A 19,909-nucleotide genomic window follows, 5' to 3' on the forward strand; every position below is an offset into this window, starting at 1 on the left:
GAGAGCACGGAAATCCTCGGTGGAACGGCGGAGAAATCCGTCGGACCGTCGGGGATTTCGGCATGTCCGGTCCCGATCGGAAAAGAGTACCGGCAGTACTCCCCCCACCGGCGAACGGGTACCTGCCGTCCTAATGAACTCCCTTTGTGCGCCGATAGATTGGCAGAGCCGGATGCGAAGTGCAGCCGGGACAAGCCACTTTCGGAAGGATGTTCCATGCACAGGGAGAAACCCCGCCCGCATGAAGCGGTCGTCGTGACCGGCATCGGTGTCATGCTGCCGAACACGACCACCGTGGGGCAGTTCTGGAACAACATATCCGGCGGCCGTTCACAGGTCGGCAGACTCACCCGTTTCGACGGGGAGGAGCACGGTCTGGCGGTCCACGCGGCCGCCGAGATCGGCGCGTTCGACCACCGGGCCTTCCTGCCCGAGCTGCGGGACAACCACGCCGCCAAGTACACCCGCGAGATCCTGATCGCGATGTCCGCGGTCGAGCAGGCCCGGCAGGACGCCGGCCTCGACATCGGCCACCACGACCCGCGCCGGGTCGGCGTGCTGATGTCCTCCTCGCGCGGTCCGTTCGCCTGGTGGCAGCGGGTGCTGACCGGTGAGGAGCCGGGTGCGTTCAGCGACAAGGGCGCGATGTTCCGCGGCCTGCCCGGCTGCCCGGCCTCGCTCTCCGCGATCTACACCGGGGCGCAGGGACTGGTCAGCACGGTGAGCAACGCCTGCGTCGGCGGCCACCAGGCGATCGGGCTGGCGCTGCGCGAGCTGCGCTCCGGTACCACCGACGCGATGCTGGTCGGCGGCCACGAGTTCCCGATCGTCCCCGAGGTGGCCAAGTGCTACGCCGCGATGGGCGGCGGCGTGATGTCCACCGAGCGGGACGACCCGAGCCGCGCGGTACGCCCCTACAGCGCGGACCGCGAGGGCTTCGCGCTCGGCGAGGGCTCCGTGGTGGTCTGCCTGGAGCGCGAGTCGGTGGCCCGGGCCCGCGGCGCGCGGATCTACGCCGAGGTGCTGGAGGCCCGGACCTTCAACGAGGCCGCGCACGCCACCAGCATGGACCTCACCGGCAAGGTCACCGCCTCCTTCGTCCAGGACCTGCTGTCGGACGCCGGCCGGACGGCCGACGAGGTCGGGTACTACTGCGCCCACGGCACCGCCACCCGCTACAACGACCTCGCGGAGAGCAGGGCGATGCGCGCCCTCTATCCCGACCGGACCCTCGGCCAACTGCCGCCGATCAGCTCCAACAAGCCGATCTACGGGCACACCTTCGGGATCGCCGGGATCATCAACGTCGCCGCCACCAGCCTGATGCTGCACCACCAGCGCCTGGCGCCGACCATCAACCTGTCCACCCGGGATCCGGAGTGCGACCACGACCACGTCTTCGAGGGCGCCCGGGACACCGAGTTCGACCTCGCCGTCTCGCTCGCCTTCGCCTTCGGCAGCCAGACCGCCGTGGTGGCGCTCGGAGCCTCCTCGTGACCGGGCCCGTGATCGCCGCCGACGTCGACGACCTGGTGCGCCGGTTCGTGCGGCCCGACGACCACCTGCACCTGGCGGCCACCCACTCCCGGCCCAACGCCCTCGGCTACGCGCTCTGCCGGGTCTTCGGCGACCGAGCGCGGTTCACCGTCAGCACCACCGGCTACCACTCCAGCGCCCACGCGCTGACCCTGGCCGGCGGCGTCGCCAAGGTGGTGGCCGGCTTCCTCGGCGACACCTACCCCTCGCCCCGTCCCAACCCGCTGTACGAGCGGGTGGCCGACGGTGTGCCGTTCACCTTCGAGCCCTGGTCGCTGCTGAGTTACAACCAGCGGCTGATCGCCGGTGCGACCGGCGCCCCCTACGCGGTGACCGGATCGCTGTCCGGCACCGACCTGCTGACCGGCAAGGGCGACGACGTCCTGCTGGTGCCCGATCCGGACCGGCCCGGCGAGCAGCTCACCCTGGTCCGCGCGATGCGTCCGGACCTCACCCTGGTGCACGGCGTCTGCGCGGACGAGGACGGCAACATCGCGATGGTCCCGCCGCTCGGCGAGGGCGCCTGGGCCGCGTACGCCGCGAAGCGGGGCGTGATCGCCTCGGTCGAGCGGATCGTCACGGCCGAGGAGCTGCGCGCGATCCCGGACCGGGTGGTCATCCCGGGGCAGCGGGTGCTGGGTCTGTGCGAGGCGCCGCTCGGCGCCCACCCGCAGGCACTGCGCACCGCCGGCCTCGCCGGGGTGCCCGGCTATCTGGACGACTACGCCTTCCTGGAGGAGATCGTCGACCGCTGCCGGGCCGAGGAGCGCGGCGCCGACTGGTACCGGGAGTGGGTCCTGGAGCCCGGTTCGCACGCCGGGTACCTGGCCAAGCTGGGCGAGGAGCGCCGGCGGCGGCTGACGGACGGCGAGCCGTCCTGGCAGACCGGCCGGCCGGCGCCCGCCGCGGCCCGGACCGCGGTGGAGCCCCTCGCGGATCCGGCGGCGCCCGAGGCGCGGAGCGCCGCGAGTGCAGTGGCGGAGGCCGCACCGAGCCGGATGGAGCGGCTGATCGTGCTCGGGGCCCGCGCGGTGGTCGAGCGGGTCCGCGAGGGCGGCTACGACACCCTGCTGGCTGGCATCGGCTCCTCCCACCTCGCGGCCTGGCTGGCCGCCGAGCAGCTCCGCCAGGGCGGCCACCGGGTCAAGGTGATGGCCGAGCTCGGCCTCTACGGCTTCGCCCCGCAACAGGGCGACGTCTTCCTGTTCAGCCTGCGCCACGCGGCCGCGGCCGAGCAGCTGAGCGGCATCCCGGAGATCCTCGGCGGGATGGTCGCGGCCAACCCCCGCGCGCTCGGCGTGCTCGCCGCCGCCGAGATCGACGAGAGCGGCACGATCAACACCAGCATGACCGCCGACGGCCGCTGGCTCACCGGCTCCGGCGGCGCCAACGACATCGCGGCCTCGGCCGACTGCGTGGTGATCGCGACCGCCTCGCGGTGGCGGTACGTGCCGAAGGTCGCCTACCGCACCAGTCGCGGAGACCGGGTCCGCGAGGTGGTCAGCCAGTTCGGGCGGTTCCGGCGGGACGAGGACGGCGGTGCCTTCCGCCTCGCCACCTGGCTCGGCCCGGACGAGGCACCGGCCGCCGGCCCCGACGATCCGGACGCGATGGAGCGGGAGGCCCGGGCGGCGGTGGCGGCGTCCACCGGCTGGTCCGCCACGGTCACCGGCGTGAGCGCCGAGAAGCCCGTCACGGCGGAGGAGCTCCGGCTGCTCCGCACGCTGGACCCCGAGGGCCGCTACCGCTGAGGGACCAGGGCGGGCCGCTGTCGCCGAGCAGCCGGGCGGCCTCCGCCGAGCAGCACCACACCCCGACACCACGGACGAGAGAGCTACCACACCATGCCAGTTGAGAACCTGAACACGATGACCTGGGCCGGCTCCGGACTGCGCTTCACCGGTCTCGGCCACTACTTCCCCCGCACGCTGGTCAGCAACGAGAACGGCATCACCATCGGCGGCCGGACCTACGCCCCCGAGGTGGCCGCCGAGCTCGGTGTGCGCACCCGGCACGAGGCGGCGCAGGACGAGACCGTCGAGTACATGGCCGAGCGGGCCGCCCGGGCCGCGCTGGCCCGGGCCGGCCGCGAACCCGACGAGGTGGACGTCGTGGTGCTCGCCAACTGGACGGACCGGCAGTGGATCCCGGAGATCGGCCCGCAGGTGGCGGCCCGGCTCGGCGCCGACCGCGCCCTGGCCTTCGACGTCTGCGGGGCCTGCACCGGCTTCGTGCACGGCGTGCAGACGGCGGCCTCGATGCTCGCCGCGCAGCCGGGCTGGAAGCGCGCCGTGGTGGTGGCCGCCGACCGGTTCTCCCGCCGGGCCCGGCCGGGCACCCGGGGCCAGCTGATCTTCGGTGACGCGGCGGGCGCGGTGGTCCTGGAGAAGGGCGCCGAGGGCACCACCGGGCTGCACCACTCGATGCTCAACTGCGACGCCTCGCAGGCGGACGCCGTGGCGGCCCGGGACGGCTGGCTGCGCCCCCGCCCGGAGCTCATCGATCTGGCGATCGGCTCCAGCCTGAAGGTCGCCGACGGCCTGCTGGAGCGCGCCGGCATCGGGGTGGGCGACCTGGACTGGCTCATCCCGCACCCGGGCAACAACGCCATCCACGCGGGCGTCAAGGCCGGCCTGGAGCTTCCGCCGCAGAAGTTCCTCACCAACTTCGACCGGCGCGGCAACACCGGCTGCGCCTCCATCCCGATCGCGCTCTCCGAGTTCGCCGAGCAGGGCCTGGTGAAGCCGGGCGACCGGATCCTCTCCACCGCGGTCGGCTCCGGCTGGTACTACGGCGGGCTCCTGTTCGAGCTCTGATCGCCGGGGCCCGGGCGGCCCCCGCAGTGCAGCGGTCCTGATCGCCGTGGCCACCAGTGCCGTTGGCCGCGGCGGTTCCCCACCCCTTGACACCCTCACCGCATCGAGAGGAGTCGGCAGATGACCGACGACCAGATTTCCGGCCCCGCCCCGTTCGCGCTCTGGACGGACTACACCGGGGTCCTCACCCCGCCCGCGGCGGAGCTCCTGCGGGCCTTCGCCGCCCGGGTCGGCGCCCCCGGCCACGCGCTGCGCGAGGCGATGGCGCAGGTCTCCGGCGAGCACGGCGGCACGCTGCCGCCGGACGCCGGCGCCCCGTGGTCGGCGGCGGTGGAGGCGGTCCTGGAGGAGGAGTACGGCGTGGTCTGCGACCTCTCCCGGGCCCAGGAGATCTGGCTGGACCTCTGCCGGCCCAACCGGGTCTGGATCGACCGGCTGGCCGAGCTGCGGGCCGAGGGCGTCTTCATCGGCCTGCTCACCGACCTGCCCGACGGCCGGGAGCCCGGCTGGCTGCGGCTGCTCTCCCCGCTGCTCTTCGACGCCGTGGTCCGACGGCCGTCGAGCGCGGGCGACCGGCTGCCGCTGCGCGAGGCGCAGGCCGCGGCGGGCCGGCCGGCCGCCGAGTGCGCGCTGGTCGACGCCTCGGGTGCCCGCCGTGCGCAGGCCCGCCGGGCGGGCTGGCGCACGATCGCGTTCCGCGACACCCCCTCGGCGCTCGCCGAGGTCGGACGACTGCTCGACCCCGAGGTCGCCGTCCCGGCCTGACGGGCCGGCGGGACACCACAGGAGGCCAGACCATGACCATGCTCGACAGCTCCGCCGTCCCGGCCGGCCCGATCGGCGGCGCGACCGGCGAGACGCTCAGCTTCGACCGGACCGTCAGCCGCCGCCTCGTGCGGCGCGACGGGCTCCAGGAGGTCTTCCTCACCGACTTCCGGGCCAGGTACGACGGTCGCTTCCTGGCCGGTGCCAGGCTGCCCCGCGCCCACCCCTACTACAACGACCACCTGCAGGCGCCCGCCCTGCACGACCCGCTGGTGCTCCTGGAGAGCGTGCGGCAGGCCCTGCTCTGCGCGACCGGGGTGCACCCGGACGCGCCGCCGCAGGCCGTGGCGTTCACCCTCGGGTACCGGCTGGAGGTCGCCGCCCCGGGCGTGCTCGCCTGCGGCCGGGATCTGTACGACCTGGAGCTGCACGGACGTGAGGTGCGGAGCTGGTCCCGCGAGGGGGTGCTGACCCGGGTGGTGCACCGGGTGGACCTCGTCCTCGGCGGCCTGGAGCTCGGATCCGTGACCGCCGACACCGCCCTGCGGCCCCCCGCGGCCTACCGCGGGCTCCGGCTGAGGGAGCGCGCCACCGTGCCGCCCGGCTCGGAGGAGATGCTGGACCGCGAGCGTCCGAGCACCGTGGCGCCGTACCTGCTCGGCCGGCAGCGGCCGGAGAACGTGGTCCTGCTGGAGCCGCGGTTCGCCGGGGGCGGGCTGGAGGCCGGGCTGCGGGTGCCGTTCTCGCACAGCAGCCTCTTCGACCAGCGGCAGGACCACCTGCCGGAGGCGGTGCTGCCGGAGGCGGCCCGCCAGGCCGGACTGCTGCTCGTCGGTGAGGAGTTCGGCCGCTCGCCGGCCCGGACCGTGCTGCTGGGCATCGCGGTGGAGCACCGGCGCTTCGCCGAGCTGGACGAGGAGATCACCGTACGGGCGGGGTTCGTGCAGCCGCCCGGAGCGGGGGCCGGACTGCCGGTGACGGTGGAGTTCCACCAGCGCGGGGCGCTGCTGGCACAGGCGCGGCTGCGGCTCGCGGGCACCGAGCGCGGTGGCCGCTGAGCGAGGCGCCGAATCGCCCGGCGAGCGGGCCGGCGACGGTGGGGTGACGGGAGCGGGACGACACCGGTGCCCGCACCGCGACGGACTGGCCGTGCGGCACGGGCACCGGTGGTGACGCGGGGCGGCGGCGCACTCGCGGCCGCCGCAGGCCGCTACTGGTAGGTCGCGTGGTGCGGGCGGACGCCGACCACGATGCGGTCCGGCGCGTCCCCGGGCGGGGGGAACTGCGGGTCGTAGCGGTGGGCGAGTTCGAGGAAGCCCACGGCCTCGGTGTCCTCCTTCATGACCTCGACCGTGCCGCGGACCTCCAGGTAGCGGTAGGGCTGCTCCGGGTCGTTCACCGACAGCGCGGCGTTCGGATTCCCCTTGAGGTTGCGGTACTTGAAACGGGTGGTCGTGGTGGTGAACCAGAGCAGTTCGCCGTCCCAGCGGAACCAGACGGGGTTGACCTGGGGGGTGCCGTCGGGGCGCAGGGTGGCGAGGTGGCCGAAGAGCGGTCGCTCCAGCAGGTCCAGGTGGCTGGCGGGAATCACGGGCAACTCCTTGGTGGCGGTGGATGGTCGGGGTCGGTCGGTAGGGTCGTGCGGTGGCCGTCCGGCTCTCTCAGTGCGGGAGCGCCTCGCGGCCGGCACGGGCGAGGCAGGCGAGGACCGCCTCGGGCGAGGGATCCGGCAGCAGCTCGAACAGGTGCCCGTCCGGGCGGACCACGGCGGCGGCCGGGCGGCGCCCCAGAGCGGTGGCGAGCGGGCCGTGCGGGCCGCTGGGCGAGTTCAGCACCTCGGCCTGCTCGCCCACCGCCTCGCGGATCCGGGCGGACAGGCCCTGCCAGCCGGTCGGACGGATCCGCCCGGCGTGCAGGATCACCGCGTGCGACCGGCCCGAGATGCCGGCCCAGGACGGTCCGGCCGGGGCCGGACCCTCACCGAGCAGCACCGGCAGCCGGTCGCCCGGCGCCGCCGTCGTCCAGGGGTGGGCGGCCGGCGCCTCCTCGGCCCGGTAGGTGGCGTCGAGCTGGCCGATCTTGGGCGCCAGTCGCCACTGGAGGACGCCGCTGCGCCCCGCCGCGCGGACCAGCGTGTCGCGCAGCGCCAGCTGCGAGGGCTTGGTGAGGGCGCCCCAGCGGGTCTGCAGCGAGGTGGAGCGGGTCACCGCGTGGGCGGCCCGGCGGCGCTCGCTCTCGTAGCTGTCCAGGATCGACTCGTCGAGCGTGCCGCGCAGCACCCCGGCCAGCTTCCAGCCCAGGTTGGCCGCGTCCTGGAGACCGGTGTTCATGCCCTGGCCGCCGGCCGGGCTCATCAGGTGGGCCGCGTCGCCGACCAGCAGGGCCCGGCCGGAGCGGAAGCGGTCCGCGGTGCGTACGTGCACCTGGAACACGGTGCTGAAGCGCAGGTCGCCGAGCCGTACCCGGCCCGGGCCGCGCTCCTCGACGATGCGCTGGAAGAAGTCGCGGTCCGGCGTCCGCTCTGCCAGCTCCGGCGGGACGCTGACGGCGACCCGGTGCACGGTGGGCGAGATCGGCGCGAGGCCGAGGCCGCCCTGCGCGGTGTAGCAGTAGCTGACCAGGTCCGACGGGATGTCACCGGACAGCTCCGCGTCGGTGATGGCGAAGTTGATCTTCAGTTGGGCTCCGTCGAAGCCGATGCCGAGCTCCTTGCGCACCGTGCTGTGGGCGCCGTCGGCACCGATCACCCAGGACGCCTCCACCTCCTCGCTGCCGCCGCCGGGCAGCGCGAGCCGGAGCGAGGCCCGGGGGCCGCTCGCGTCCAGCGACACCAGCCGCACGCCGCGCTCGACCTTGCCGCCCAGCTCCTCCAGCCGCTCCACCAGCAGCGCCTCGGTGCGGTCCTGGGGCAGGCCGACGGCGAACGGGTACGGCGTCGAGTCCAGGCGGTTCAGCCAGGCGGTCGCCAGCGGGCGGTGGTCCGAGTAGTAGGTGACGCCCTGGATCCGGTGGCCCTCCTCGACGATGCGGTCGGCCACCCCGATGCGCCGGAGCAGCTCCAGGGGCCGCGGCCAGATCGTGGTGGCCCGTGAGTGGACCGAGTGCTCGCGCTCGGCGTCGACCACCCGTACCGGCACGCCCTGGCCGAGCAGCTCGCAGGCGAGCACCAGGCCGATCGGGCCCGCGCCCACCACGACGACGGGATTGTCCATGGTTTTCGTCCTCTCCGAAGGTTGCCGCCGCTCTGCCGCGGCGCGCCGGTCGGCCCGTGAGCCGCGCCGGCCCCGCGGGCCGGGCCGGGGGAGTCCGGCCCGCGGGGCACGGGAACCGACGCTAGATCGGCGGAGCGGCCGGCGGCAGTCGTATTCCCCCAAAGATTCGAGGGCTGACCCGGAAGGGGAATGGGGAGCCGCACTTACGGGCCCGGTCGCCGGGACGGATCGATTGTGATCGAAATTCCGGCCGGCTCCGGTCGGTTCGGAATGCCGCCGCCGGGAAATGGCGGGACGGGCGGCCGCCCCGCCGCCCGACCGCCCGGGCTGCCTCGGAGCTCCCGTACCCGGCTCCCGGAACAGCGCCAACAGCCTTGCTGCCAGGGGATGCTGGCCCGTACAGCGGGTTCAGGTCTCCCGGCCGGACCGGCGCCGGAGCCCGCCCGGCGGACGCCGTCGGAAACATCCGGTCATGCCTCGAAAGACACATCCCGGGTGACCCGAAGCGGAATTCTCTGATTTCCGGCGCAACCGTAGCGTGGAAGCCGGAAGCGACAGCGGATCAGCGCGATGAGGAGGGCAGGACGAGCAGGCCCGATAAGCAGCGTTCGTCCTCCGCGAAATATCCCGCCTCCGACACAGACCCCGTGCCAAGGAGAAGGACGGCCATGACCAGCACCACGAAGGACCCGACCCAGACCACCTCACGGCACCCGGTGGCGACCCTCGTCACCGTGGTGCTCGCGTCACTGCTGCTGCCGATCTCGCTGACCGGCTCCTCCGTCGCGATGCCCGGTGTCGCCGCCGACTTCCACAACAGCCTGGCCGCCGGGCAGTGGATCGTGAACGGCTACGACCTCACCTTCGCCAGCTTCATGCTGGCCAGCGGCTCCTTCGCGGACCGCTTCGGCCGGCGGCGGGTGTTCATCACCGGCACGCTGCTCTTCTCGGTCTGCTCGCTGGTGTCCGCGCTGTCGAACGGCGTGGTGCTCCTCGACCTCGCCCGCGCCCTCGCCGGCGTCGGCGCGGCGGCGATGCTGACCTCCGGCAGCGCGATGCTGGCGCACGTCTTCGAGGGCCCCGCGCGGGCCAGGGCCTTCGGCGTCTTCGGTACCGCCGTGGGCGCCGGGATGGCCTTCGGGCCGTTCATCGCCGGCTCGCTGTCCACGACCTTCGGCTGGCGTGCGGTGTTCCTGGTGCCGGCGATCACCGGCGCCGTGGTGCTCGTGCTCGCCGTGTTCCTGTCCGAGTCCCGCGACCCGCAGGCGACCCGGACCGACTGGGCCGGCACCGTCACCTTCAGCGGTGCGCTCGCCGCCCTGATCGCCGCCCTGATCGAGGGTGCGCAGCTCGGCTGGACCTCGCCGTTCAACATCGCCGCCTACCTGGTGTTCGCGGCGCTGCTGGCCGCCTTCATCGTGGTCGAGCAGCGCCAGGAGCGGCCCATGTTCGACCTGAGCCTGTTCCGGCAGCCGCAGTTCGTCTCGCTGTCCGTGGGCGTCGTGGCGCTGGTGCTCGCCTTCACCCCGCTGCTGGTCTACCTGCCGAGCTACCTGACCGCCGTGAACAGCGAGACCACGATGCACGCCGGCATCGACATGCTGATGCTGACCGTGCCGACGGTGTTCTTCCCGCTGATCGCCGGCTACCTGCTGCGCTGGATCCCGATCCGGCACATGGTGACCGCGTCCGTCGGCCTCACCGCCGTCGGCGTGGGCTGGCTGACGGTGCTGCACCCCGGCATCGGCAACTGGGCCGCGCTCGGCCCGTTCGTGGTCATCGGCATCGGGATCGGCGTCTCCTTCGGCGTGATGGACGGCGCGGCCGTCTCCAGCGTCGAGCCCTCCCGGGCCGGTATGGCGGCGGGCATGTTCAACACCATGCGCCTGGCCGGCGAGGCCATCGGCATCGCCGTCGTCGGATCGCTGCTGGTCAGCTTCACCCGGAGCCGGCTCGGCAACCAGCTCGACGCCTACACCGGCCCCTACGGCCACAACCCGGCCGCGCTCGCCGACTCGCTGAACCAGGGTCAGCTGACCGAGCCGGAGGGCACGGTGCCGCAGGCCGCGCGCGCCGCGTTCCACCACACCGCGACCTCCGCCTACACCGGCGGCCTGCACGCCGCCCTCTGGATCGCCGCCGCGTTCTGCGCCGCCGCCACCGTCCTGGTGGCCGTGGTCGGGGCCCGCGCCCGCGGCGCCGCCGCGGCTCCGGAGGCGGCCGAGGCCGCCACCGCCCCGGCGGCCGACAACGAGCCCGCCACCGTCTGAGCCCGCCGGCTGCCGGGGCGGGCGCCGCCCGCCCCGGCAGCACGGCCGGACGCCGCGCATCCCGCCCGTCCGGCCCGCTTGTCCCATCCGTCACCTGCCAGCCAAGGACAGAGAAACCATGAGTGAGTTGACGATCGACCGGGTCCGTTCCGCATTCGCCGCCCTCGGTTCCGGGGACCGCCAGAAGATGCTGGAGTTCTGGGACGAGAACCTGCGGTTCGAGATCCCGGGCAACCACGCCCACGCGGGCTGGCACGAGGGGCTGGACAGCTTCCTCGCGTTCCTGAAGACCGTCGGTGAGCTCTCCGGCGGCTCGTACCTCGCGGAGAACATCACCGTCCTGGTCAACGCCGAGGACGGCTACTCCGTGGACGTGAACAAGAACTGGGCGCTGCGCGCGGGTGCGCCCGAGGGCAGCACCTCCCCGTACCACCTGCTGGACGTGACGGCCCTGCACCTGCTGCGCTGGAAGGACGGCCGGATCGTCGAGGGGCGCGGCGTGATCCTGGGCGACGGCCCGGCCACCTCCGCGCTCTGGTGGTCGCCGCTCGGCCCGGACGGCGCCCGCAGCGCCGCCTGACCGCACGGCGCCCGCGCCGCTGCCCGTACCACCCGCCCGGCCCCGTTCGCCCGGGGCCGCGCACCGTCCGAAACCGTACCGCCGAAATAGCCGCGCCGAGATCCCGTCCGAGCACCCGGTGCCTCTCCCCGCTCCGGGCTGTTCGACGGTCGGACAATTCCGCAGGCCGGCACGATGAAATCCACGAATTCACCGGAGGAAGACATGCCCGTCGTCACCGTTCTGCAGGGCCCGCGTGACATCGAGAAGAAGCGTGATCTGGTGGCCCGTATCACGGACGCTTTCGTCCAGGCGTACGAGCTGCCGGCCGAGACCGTGCAGGTCTGGATCCAGGAGACCCCGGCGGAGAGCTGGAGCGCGGCCGGCAAGCTCATCGCCGACAGCTGAGCGGACCGCCCGCCCGGCGGCCCCGGCACCCCTTGGGGGTACCGGGGCCGCCGGGTTTTCCGCTGTTCGGGGCCGAACAGCAGCCGTGTGAGCGGCCTCGGAGGCCGCTCACCGGCCGCCCGGGCAGTGGCCGCCCCGGTCGGTCCGGCCGCCGCGGCGGCGCTCGGGAGAGCGGCGCGCGGGCCCTCCCGGGCGGAGGCGGGCGGCGTGGCCGGGCGGCGGTCCGGCGCCCGGGCCCAGCGCCGGCGCGTCCCGGCCGGGGCGTCACCGACGGCGCGCTGTCACCAACGGCGCGTGCTGTCACTTCGGGGGCACTGCTCTGTACGTAGGAGGCATTCCTCTTGAATTGGCCCGGGCACGGCGAATAACGTCGTTTTCACGCCGCCGGCGCCGAAAGGCGGGCGGGCGGAAATTCGACCGGTTCCTTTTCGAGGAGAATGACATGCCTGTTGTGACCGTTCTGCAGGGCCCGCGTGACATCGAGAAGAAGCGTGACCTGGTGGCCCGTATCACGGACGCTTTCGTCCAGGCGTACGAGCTGCCGGCCGAGACCGTGCAGGTCTGGATCCAGGAGACCCCGGCGGAGAGCTGGAGCGCGGCCGGCAAGCTCATCGCCGACAGCTGAGCCGGGACCGGTTCCCGGACGGGCGGCTGCCCGGCCGGACGACGAAGGACCCACGCCCGGTGCGGCATCCGGGCTCCCCGGCGGAGCCCGGATGCCGCACCCGCCGCGGCGGCCCCCACCGGTCGCGTCCCACCGCGCCGCGCCCGCCGCGCCTCCCCCACCGTGCGGTCCCACCCACCCCGTTCGTCCGGCTCCCGCAGCCGCCCCGGCGGCCCGAGACCCCGATCGCACCCGTGCCCGCCGACGGCAGGGCGCCACCCCTGAAGCCGAGCCCGTCGGCCCGGCCGTCCCCGACTCCCTGGAGCAGTGATGAACACGCTGGACGTCCGTACGGATCCGACCGCCGACCTCACCACCCGGCGAACCATCGACCGGCACCTGGTCCACCGGGCCGCGATCGCCGAGGTCTTCCTCACCGACTTCCGCACGATCGACCCGAACACCTTCGAGGCGGCGGCCCAGCTGCCGCCCTCGCACTCCTACTACGGCGACCACACCGGCCGGCCCGAACTGCACGACCCGCTGGCGGTGTTCGAGAGCGTCCGGCAGATGCTGCTCTGCGCGATGCACCTGCAGCACGGCGCCTCGCACGACACCAAGTCCATCACCGCCGAGTGCCGGATGGAGATCACCGACCCGGCGCCGCTGCTCGCCGACGGCGGGGTGCCCGAGCTGACCCTGCTCGGCAAGGTCTCGCTGGAGAAGATGTACGCGGGGGTGACCGCCCGGGTGGTCCACGACGTCGAGGTCCTGGTCGGCGGCCGGAGCGTCGGCACCGTCTCGGTCGACACCGCGCTGCGTCCCGACGACATCTACCAGGGGCTGCGCATGAGCCACCGCACCACGCCGCCGCCGTACTCCGACACCCTGCCCGCCGGCGGCCCCGCCGCCCCGGTGCGCCCGCACCTGGTCGGCCGCGAGCACGCCGAGAACGTGGTGCTGCGCGACATCCGCGACACCGAGGACACCGTGGTCGCCCGGCTGCACGTGCCGGTGGCGCACCGCAGCATGTTCGACCACCCGCAGGACCACGTGCCCGGGCCGGTGATGATGGAGGCCGCCCGCCAGGCCGCCGTGTTCCTGCTGGGCGAGCGTCTCGGGCAGGCCCCCGCGAAGCTGTACCTGCGGCAGATCAGCGCCACCTACCTGCGCTTCGCCGAGCTGGACGCCGACCTCCTCGTCCAGGCCTGCCTCGGCCCGGCCGACGGCCGGGACGGCAGGCTGGTCGCCGTCTCGTTCCTGCAGGACAACCAGACCGTCGCCCGCATCCAGGTCCGCCTCGGCCTCACCGTCGGCTGGCCGCAGGACACCCGTGGAGCCACCGATGCGCTTTGATCTGCCGCTCTACCTGAGCGCCCCGGCCGCCGTGCTCGGTGAGCACGTCCAGACCGCCGCCGAGGCCGTCGCCGAGGGACTGGTCAGCGAGTTCAACGCGGAGCGCTACCGCTACTCCGGTCTGCGCGTCAGCGAGTTGTCGCCGGTGGAGCTCGCCGAGCGGTCGGCCGAACTGACGCTCGCGGCGGCCGGTGTGAGCGGCGAGCAGCTCGGCCGGATCCTGCACGCCTGGACCTACCACCAGGGCCACGAGTTCTGGTGTCCCGCGCACTACCTCGCGGACCGCCTGGGTGCCTTCAAGGCGCTGCCGGTCGGTGTCCAGCAGATGTGCAACGGCGGGATGTCGGCCATCGACCAGGCCGCCCGGGACATGATCGTGGACTCGAAGATCGACAGTGCCCTGATCACCACCGCCGACTGCTACCCGCCGCCCGGCTTCGACCGCTGGAGCGGCGACCTGGGCATCGCCTACGGCGACGGCGCCACCTCGGTGCTGCTCACCCGCGCCCCGTACGGGCCCTCGGTCCGGCTGCTGGCCACCGCCAGCGTCGCCGCCTCCGAGCTGGAGGCGATGCACCGGGGCGACGCCCCGTTCAGCCCGGCCCCGCTCAGCGGGGTGAAGACCCTTCAGCCGCGCCAGGCGAAGAAGGAGTTCATGGCCGGGCGGCCGAGCGTCGACTTCGGTGAGACCGCGCACTCCGCCGTCACCACCGTGGTCAGCCGCTCGCTGGAGGACGCGGGCCTGCGCCCGGACGACCCCCGGTTCCGGGCCGCCGCGCTGCCGCGACTGGCCGGCCACGTACTGAGCGGCTCGTACGAGCCCGCCTTCCGCGAGGTCTGCTCCGCGCCGGTCGTCGACCTCGGCAGCGGTACGGGCCACCTGGGCGCCGGGGACCCGATGGCGAGCCTGACCGACCTGCTGGCCTCCGGCACGCTGGAGCGCGGCGACCTGGTCGTCCTGCTCAGCGCGGGCGCCGGCTTCACCTGGACCTCCGCCGTCGTGGAGGTGGCCCGATGAGCACCGCCACGTCGACACCGGTCGGGGACCCGGCCGCGCTCTTCCGGCTGGACGGCCAGATCGCCCTGGTCACCGGTGCCTCCAGCGGGCTCGGCGCCCGTTTCGCCCAGGTGCTGGCGGCGGCCGGGGCACGGGTCGTGCTGACGGCCCGCCGGGACGGCCGGCTGAAGGAGGTCGCCGAGCACTGCCCCGGCAGCCTGGTGGTCCCCTGCGACGTCACCCTGGCGGAGGACCGCGCCCGGCTGGTGTCGACCGTGGTCGAGCACTTCGGCCGGATCGACATCCTGGTCAACAACGCCGGCTCCTCCCGGGTGGTACGGGCCGAGAAGGAGCCGCCGGCCGACTTCGCGTCCCTCGTGGACATCAATCTGACCTCGGTGTTCGCGCTGAGCCAGCTGGCCGGCGAGCGGATGCTCGCGCAGGGCTCGGGGACGATCGTCAACATCGCCTCCATCTACGGGATGGTCGCCAGCGGGACGCTGCCGCAGGCCGCGTACGTCGCCAGCAAGGGCGGGGTGCTCAACCTGACCCGCGAGCTGGCCGCCCAGTGGGCCCGCCGCGGCGTACGGGTCAACGCGATCTGCCCGGGCTGGTTCCGCTCGGAGCTGACCGCGGAGATGCTCGACACCGAGTCCGGCCGCAAGTGGATCAACCAGCGGACCCCGATGGGCCGCGAGGGCACCCTGGACGAGCTGGACGGCGCACTGCTCTACCTCGCGAGCCGCGCCAGCTCGTACGTCACCGGCATCGCCATCCCCGTCGACGGCGGCTACGTGGCCGTCTGAGGTCCCGGGCCGCGCCCGGCCCGGGACGACCCGGCGCAGCGGGGACCACCCGGCACCGGGGACCTACACAGCAGGAGATCTCATGCGCGTCTTTCCCACCCTGGAGGCCTTCGCCGCCGCGCAGGGATCCGCCCTCGGCACCAGCGAGTGGCGGACCGTCACCCAGCAGCGGGTGGACGCCTTCGCGGACGCCACCGACGACCGCCAGTGGATCCACACCGACCCGGCCAGGGCCGCCGAGGGGCCGTTCGGCACCACCGTCGCCCACGGCTACCTCACGCTCTCGCTGCTCCCGGCGCTCTGCGCCGAGATCTACCGGATCGACGGCGCGGCGGCCGGCGTGAACTACGGCCTGGACAAGGTCCGCTTCCCCGGGCCCGTCCCGGTCGGCTCCCGGATCCGCGGTGCGGCCGAGCTGGTGGAGGCGGTGGACACCCCGCAGGGGGTCCGGGCCCGGGTGCGGGTCACCGTCGAGGTCGAGGGCCGGGCCAGGCCGGCCTGCGTCGCCGAGTCGATCGCCCTGTTCCTTCCGCCGTCCTGACAGGAGTACCGCCATGCCCCATGTGTCCGGCGCAGCAGCGTTCTTCGACGTCGACGAGACGCTGGTGACCGCCAAGACGATGTTCAGCTTCCTGGAGTTCCACTTCGAGGCGGCCGGCCGGCCGCCGGCGGTGTACCGCCGGGCCCGCTCCGAGCTGCAGCTGCTCTCCGCGCGCGGGATGGCCCGCGAGGAGGTCAACCGCGCCTACTACCGCCACTACGCGGGCGCCGAGGTGGCCGAGCTGGTCCGCCAGGGCGAGGAGTGGTTCGAGCGGCAGACGGCGGACGAGGGGTTCTTCCACCGGCCCGGCGTCCAGGCCCTGCGCCGGCACCTGGCGGCGGGGGACCAGGTGGTGCTGGTCTCCGGCTCCTTCTTCCCCTGCCTGGACCCGATCGCCCGCCACCTCGGTGCGCAGGAGGCCCTCGGCACGCCGCAGCTGATCGCCGACGGCCGCCTCACGGGCGAGGTCTCGCACCCGATGATCGGCGCCGCCAAGGGCCGGTCGGTCCGCGCCTGGGCTCGCACCCACGGCCTGGACCCGGCCCGCTGCTCGGCGTACGGGGACCACTCCACCGACCTGGAGCTGCTGCGCGCGGTCGGTCACCCGGTCGTGGTCGGCGACGACCCGGTGCTGCTCGCCGAGGTGGCCCGGACGGGGGGCGGCCGGCTGGCCGGCGTCGGCTGGTAGGGCACTGGCGGGGCACTGGTGGGGCCCTGGTGAGGCGCGCTCGGTGGAGCGGTCGCAGCCGGACGCGGCAACGCGCCGGAACGGCGACCGTCCGCCCGCGCCCGTGCACCCGCGCCCGTGCACCCGCGCCCGTGCACCCGCGCCCGTGCGCCCGCACCGGCCCCGACGTCCGCCCACCCCCGGTGCCCGGTGGCCCGCTCAGTGACGGCGGTCCGGCAGGCCCACCAGGGCGGCGTCCTCGCGCACCAGGCTGCCCGCCTGGTCGACCGTCAGCGGCCGGGCGAAGAGGTACCCCTGGCCGAGCGGGCAGCCCATCGCGGCGAGCAGGTCCCGCTGGGCGGTGGTCTCGATGCCCTCGGCGATGACCTGGACGCCGAGGGTGTCGGCGATCCGGGTGATGCCCTCGACCAGCGCGTACTGCTGCTGCGAGACGCCGAGCCCGTCGATGAAGGACTTGTCGATCTTCAGCAGCGAGATCGGGAACTCCCGAAGGTAGCTGAGCGAGGAGTAGCCCGTCCCGAAGTCGTCGATGGCGATCCGCACCCCGAGGTCGCTGAGGGTGGCCATGTCGGCGCGCACCCGGTCGTCGCGGCGCATCAGGACGCTCTCGGTGAGTTCGAGGACCAGCGAGTCCGGCTGGATGCCGGAGGTGTCGATGACCTCCCGGACGATGTCGACGAATCCGGCGTCGCGGAACTGGCGGGCCGAGACGTTCACGCTGACGTGCAGCGGGGCCCGGCCCCGGACGGCGCGCGGCGCCAGGCTCATCCGCTGCCAGCGGGTGGTCTCCGCGGCGGCCCGCTCCAGGACCCAGGCGCCCAGCGGCACGATCTGGCCGCTCTCCTCGGCCAGCGCGATGAACTCCTCCGGCGGCACCATGCCGCGCCGGGCGTGCGGCCAGCGGACCAGCGCCTCGAAGGCGACCAGACCACCGCCCGCGAGGTCGACGATCGGCTGGTAGTACAGGGTGAAGGCCGATTCGGAGATCGCCGAGTCGAGGCTCTCGTTCAGCTCGTGCCGCTCGGCGAGGCCCGCCTGCAGCGCCGACTGGTACTGGCACCACTGTCGCTTGCCGGACGCCTTGGCGGAGTAGAGCGCGAGGTCCGCGTGGCTGAGCAGCTCGGTCGAGTCCACGCTGTCCTCGGTGGTGGCGACACCGACACTCGCGGACACCCGCACCGCGCCGGCGCTCAGCCGGAACGGCTCGGCGAACGCGGCCAGCACGCTGTCGGCGATCTGGCCCACGTCGGCGGGGGTACGCGCGTCCTCGACCAGGACGGCGAACTCGTCGCCGCCCAGCCGGGCCGCGGTGTCGGAGGTGCGCAGCGCGGTGGAGACCCGCAGCGAGACGGCGACCAGGAGTTCGTCGCCCACGCCGTGGCCCTGGGTGTCGTTGACCACCTTGAAGTCGTCCAGGTCGATGAAGAGGACGCCCGTGACGGTGCCCCGGCGGCCGCTGCGGGTGAGGGCGTGGCCGACCCGGTCCTGGAAGAGCACCCGGTTGGCGAGGCCGGTCAGCGAGTCGTGGAAGGCCCGGTGGGTGAGTTCGCGCTCCATCTGGCGCTGGTCGGTGACGTCGCGCAGGGTGAGCACCAGGCCGCCCACGGTGGGGTCCTCGCGGAGGTCGTTGCTGCGCACCTCGACCTCGATGCTGTGCTGGCCGCCGCTGACCAGCCGCCAGTGCTCGCGCTGCTCCGAGCGGTCGCGGTGGCGCATCCTGGCGAGTGCCAGCAGGACGGCCTGCGCGTCCTCGGGCGGTACCAGGTCGGTGACCAGCGCGCCGACCGGGCCGGGTGTGCCGAGCATCCGCTCCGCCGAGGAGCTGGCGTACCGCACCCGGTCGTCCTCGTTCAGGATCAGGATGACGTCGGAGGCGCTCTGGACCAGGGTGCGGAAGTACGCCTCGCTGTTCCGGGCGGTGATCTCCTGGCTGAGCAGGACGCGTTCGACGGCCAGGGCCGACTGGGCGGCGAGGATCTCCAGCGAGCCCTGTAACGCGGTGAGCTCCTGTTCGGTGCCGCCCACCACCAGCATGCCCAGCAGGGCGTCGCCGGAGGGCCGCTCCTCCAGCGCCAGCGGGCAGATCAGCGCGCTCGGCATGCCGTCCACCAGGGCCAGCAGGTCGCCGTGGAAGTCGGCGGCCCGTACCAGCCGCGGTTCCCTGGGCGGTGCGGCCGCGTGCGGGCCGCTGCCGATGCCCGCCGGCTCCTCGCCGAGGGCGATGGTCGCGACCTGGTGGGGGGTGGCCGGCATCAGGGTGGAGACGGCCCGCCGTACGGCGCCCACCACCTCGTCCACCGTCACCGCCGACGTCAGTTCGGCGCCGGCCGCCCGCAGCACCCGCTCGCGGTCGAGGGCCCGCCGGTGCTCCAGGACGACGCCCGAGAGCCGGGCGAGCACCAGCAGGAACAGGACGGCGGAGAAGCCCGCGATCACCCCGGCGTGGCCGGAGTCCCCGTGCGAGACCTCCAGCAGCAGTACGCCGGGGGCGATCAGCGAGGCGACCGCGAGCAGGGCGATCCGGCCGCGGGTGATGTGGGTGGGCTGGACCGGGATCGGCCTGGTGAGCTCCACCATGGACGGGTGCAGGGCGGCCGCGCCCCAGGCGGTGTAGAAGGCCGCCCAGCCGAGGTCGACCGGCGTGCCGATGCTCCAGGTGCCGTGCAGCAGGATCAGCCCGTACAGGACGTCCGACACCAGCATGCCCAGGGCTCCGGCGGCGAGCAGCTTGAGCGAGGTGCTCTTTCCGCCGCGTGGGACGAGCAGGCGCAGCAGCAGCGCCAGCACCACCACGTCCCCCAGCGGATAGGCGATCGAGATGGCCTTCTGCACCCAGGTCAGACCGGGGTCGCTGGCGTAGGGGAGGATCAGGTAGATCCAGGACAGCAGGGCCAGGCCCACGGTCAGGGTCAGCGCGTCGATCAGGCTGCCACGGTCCTGGTGCGCCGTCCGCCAGCGGATGAACCCGAGGACACCCGCCGCGCACAGCAGGTACTCGGCGAGGTAGACGCCGTCGGCGATCGACGGGAAATCGTGCTGGTCGAGATAGTCGGTCTGGATGACCTGGACGACCTCGCCCGCGGTGAAACTGAAATTCGCGGCGGCCAGAAAATACCACGGAAGTGCGTGCGCCGGGCGGTTGATGCGCGCCCCGACGATGATCGCGGTGACTCCGCTGAGCCCGATTCCGGTCCACCAGATGATGCGCTCGGACGGATACAGGTAGTACACGACCGTGAGGAGCGCCATCCAGGCGAAGTAGCAGGCCATCAGGCGCTGTCGGAGAGGTGTCAACGCATTCTCCTTCGCGGCGGTGAAGTCGCGGGAAGGTCGATGCACGAGGGCCGGGCC

General features: G+C 73.6%; 17 protein-coding genes. 14 read left to right on the forward strand and 3 right to left on the reverse strand.

Translation table 11 applies throughout. The features are described from left to right. Nucleotides 1–216: 216 nt before the first annotated feature. The 5 genes from OG823_RS18900 to OG823_RS18920 all read left to right on the forward strand — a co-directional run bounded on the left by OG823_RS18900 (nt 217) and on the right by OG823_RS18920 (nt 6,175). A complete protein-coding gene (locus OG823_RS18900; protein ID WP_371480766.1) occupies nt 217–1,497 on the forward strand; it encodes a beta-ketoacyl synthase in 1,281 nt (426 codons plus the stop codon). Beyond that, complete coding sequence (locus OG823_RS18905; protein ID WP_371480767.1) at nt 1,494–3,287, forward strand: CoA-transferase; 1,794 nt, start codon at nt 1,494–1,496, stop codon at nt 3,285–3,287. Before OG823_RS18900 ends, OG823_RS18905 begins: the two co-directional genes overlap by 4 nt. A gap of 93 nt (nt 3,288–3,380) precedes the next feature. Then, complete coding sequence (locus OG823_RS18910) at nt 3,381–4,352, forward strand: ketoacyl-ACP synthase III (RefSeq protein WP_371480768.1); 972 nt, start codon at nt 3,381–3,383, stop codon at nt 4,350–4,352. Nucleotides 4,353–4,472: 120 nt separating this feature from the next. Then, nucleotides 4,473–5,117, forward strand: coding sequence for a hypothetical protein (locus tag OG823_RS18915; RefSeq protein ID WP_371480769.1), 645 nt, complete (start codon nt 4,473–4,475; stop codon nt 5,115–5,117). Nucleotides 5,118–5,149: 32 nt separating this feature from the next. Further along, nucleotides 5,150–6,175 (forward strand): AfsA-related hotdog domain-containing protein, encoded by a 1,026-nt coding sequence (locus OG823_RS18920; protein WP_371480770.1) that lies wholly within the window; start codon nt 5,150–5,152, stop codon nt 6,173–6,175. Between the two features lie 152 nt (nt 6,176–6,327). Here the strand turns inward: OG823_RS18920 and OG823_RS18925 are convergent, their stop codons facing one another. Next, a complete protein-coding gene (locus OG823_RS18925) occupies nt 6,328–6,708 on the reverse strand; it encodes a PPOX class F420-dependent oxidoreductase (RefSeq protein WP_371480771.1) in 381 nt (126 codons plus the stop codon). Nucleotides 6,709–6,778: 70 nt separating this feature from the next. After that, nucleotides 6,779–8,329, reverse strand: a complete 1,551-nt coding sequence (locus tag OG823_RS18930) for an FAD-dependent monooxygenase (protein WP_371480772.1) — start codon at nt 8,327–8,329, stop codon at nt 6,779–6,781. Nucleotides 8,330–8,997: 668 nt separating this feature from the next. On the opposite strand from OG823_RS18930, the gene OG823_RS18935 reads away from it, so the two are divergent. The 9 genes from OG823_RS18935 to OG823_RS18975 all read left to right on the forward strand — a co-directional run bounded on the left by OG823_RS18935 (nt 8,998) and on the right by OG823_RS18975 (nt 16,558). Then, on the forward strand, nt 8,998–10,599 hold the full coding sequence (locus OG823_RS18935; RefSeq protein WP_371480773.1) for an MFS transporter: 1,602 nt from the start codon (nt 8,998–9,000) through the stop codon (nt 10,597–10,599). A gap of 118 nt (nt 10,600–10,717) precedes the next feature. Beyond that, complete coding sequence (locus tag OG823_RS18940) at nt 10,718–11,179, forward strand: nuclear transport factor 2 family protein (RefSeq protein ID WP_371480774.1); 462 nt, start codon at nt 10,718–10,720, stop codon at nt 11,177–11,179. A 204-nt stretch (nt 11,180–11,383) separates the two neighbouring features. Further along, complete coding sequence (dmpI, locus tag OG823_RS18945) at nt 11,384–11,566, forward strand: 4-oxalocrotonate tautomerase DmpI (RefSeq protein ID WP_371480775.1); 183 nt, start codon at nt 11,384–11,386, stop codon at nt 11,564–11,566. 442 nt (nt 11,567–12,008) lie between these two features. Continuing rightward, the gene (gene dmpI / locus OG823_RS18950) at nt 12,009–12,191 is read left to right on the forward strand and encodes a 4-oxalocrotonate tautomerase DmpI (RefSeq protein WP_371480775.1); all 183 of its coding nucleotides are present in this window, start codon (nt 12,009–12,011) and stop codon (nt 12,189–12,191) included. Between the two features lie 309 nt (nt 12,192–12,500). Further along, nucleotides 12,501–13,526 (forward strand): AfsA-related hotdog domain-containing protein, encoded by a 1,026-nt coding sequence (locus OG823_RS18955; RefSeq protein ID WP_371480776.1) that lies wholly within the window; start codon nt 12,501–12,503, stop codon nt 13,524–13,526. Further along, entirely contained in the window at nt 13,516–14,544 is a 1,029-nt protein-coding gene (locus OG823_RS18960; RefSeq protein ID WP_371480777.1) for a ketoacyl-ACP synthase III family protein, read from the forward strand. The genes OG823_RS18955 and OG823_RS18960 overlap by 11 nt, the downstream gene beginning before the upstream one ends. Then, on the forward strand, nt 14,541–15,329 hold the full coding sequence (locus OG823_RS18965; RefSeq protein ID WP_371480778.1) for an SDR family NAD(P)-dependent oxidoreductase: 789 nt from the start codon (nt 14,541–14,543) through the stop codon (nt 15,327–15,329). The genes OG823_RS18960 and OG823_RS18965 overlap by 4 nt, the downstream gene beginning before the upstream one ends. Before the next feature lie 82 nt (nt 15,330–15,411). Then, nucleotides 15,412–15,870 carry a MaoC family dehydratase gene (locus OG823_RS18970; RefSeq protein WP_371480779.1) on the forward strand — a complete coding sequence of 153 codons (459 nt, stop codon included), beginning with the start codon at nt 15,412–15,414 and terminating at the stop codon, nt 15,868–15,870. A 13-nt stretch (nt 15,871–15,883) separates the two neighbouring features. Beyond that, nucleotides 15,884–16,558 carry an HAD family hydrolase gene (locus OG823_RS18975; protein ID WP_371480780.1) on the forward strand — a complete coding sequence of 225 codons (675 nt, stop codon included), beginning with the start codon at nt 15,884–15,886 and terminating at the stop codon, nt 16,556–16,558. 198 nt (nt 16,559–16,756) lie between these two features. Here the strand turns inward: OG823_RS18975 and OG823_RS18980 are convergent, their stop codons facing one another. Continuing rightward, nucleotides 16,757–19,852, reverse strand: a complete 3,096-nt coding sequence (locus tag OG823_RS18980; RefSeq protein ID WP_371480781.1) for a putative bifunctional diguanylate cyclase/phosphodiesterase — start codon at nt 19,850–19,852, stop codon at nt 16,757–16,759. Between the last annotated feature and the right edge of the window lie 57 nt (nt 19,853–19,909).

The organism is Kitasatospora sp. NBC_00315, assembly GCF_041435095.1.
Lineage (GTDB): Bacteria > Actinomycetota > Actinomycetes > Streptomycetales > Streptomycetaceae > Kitasatospora.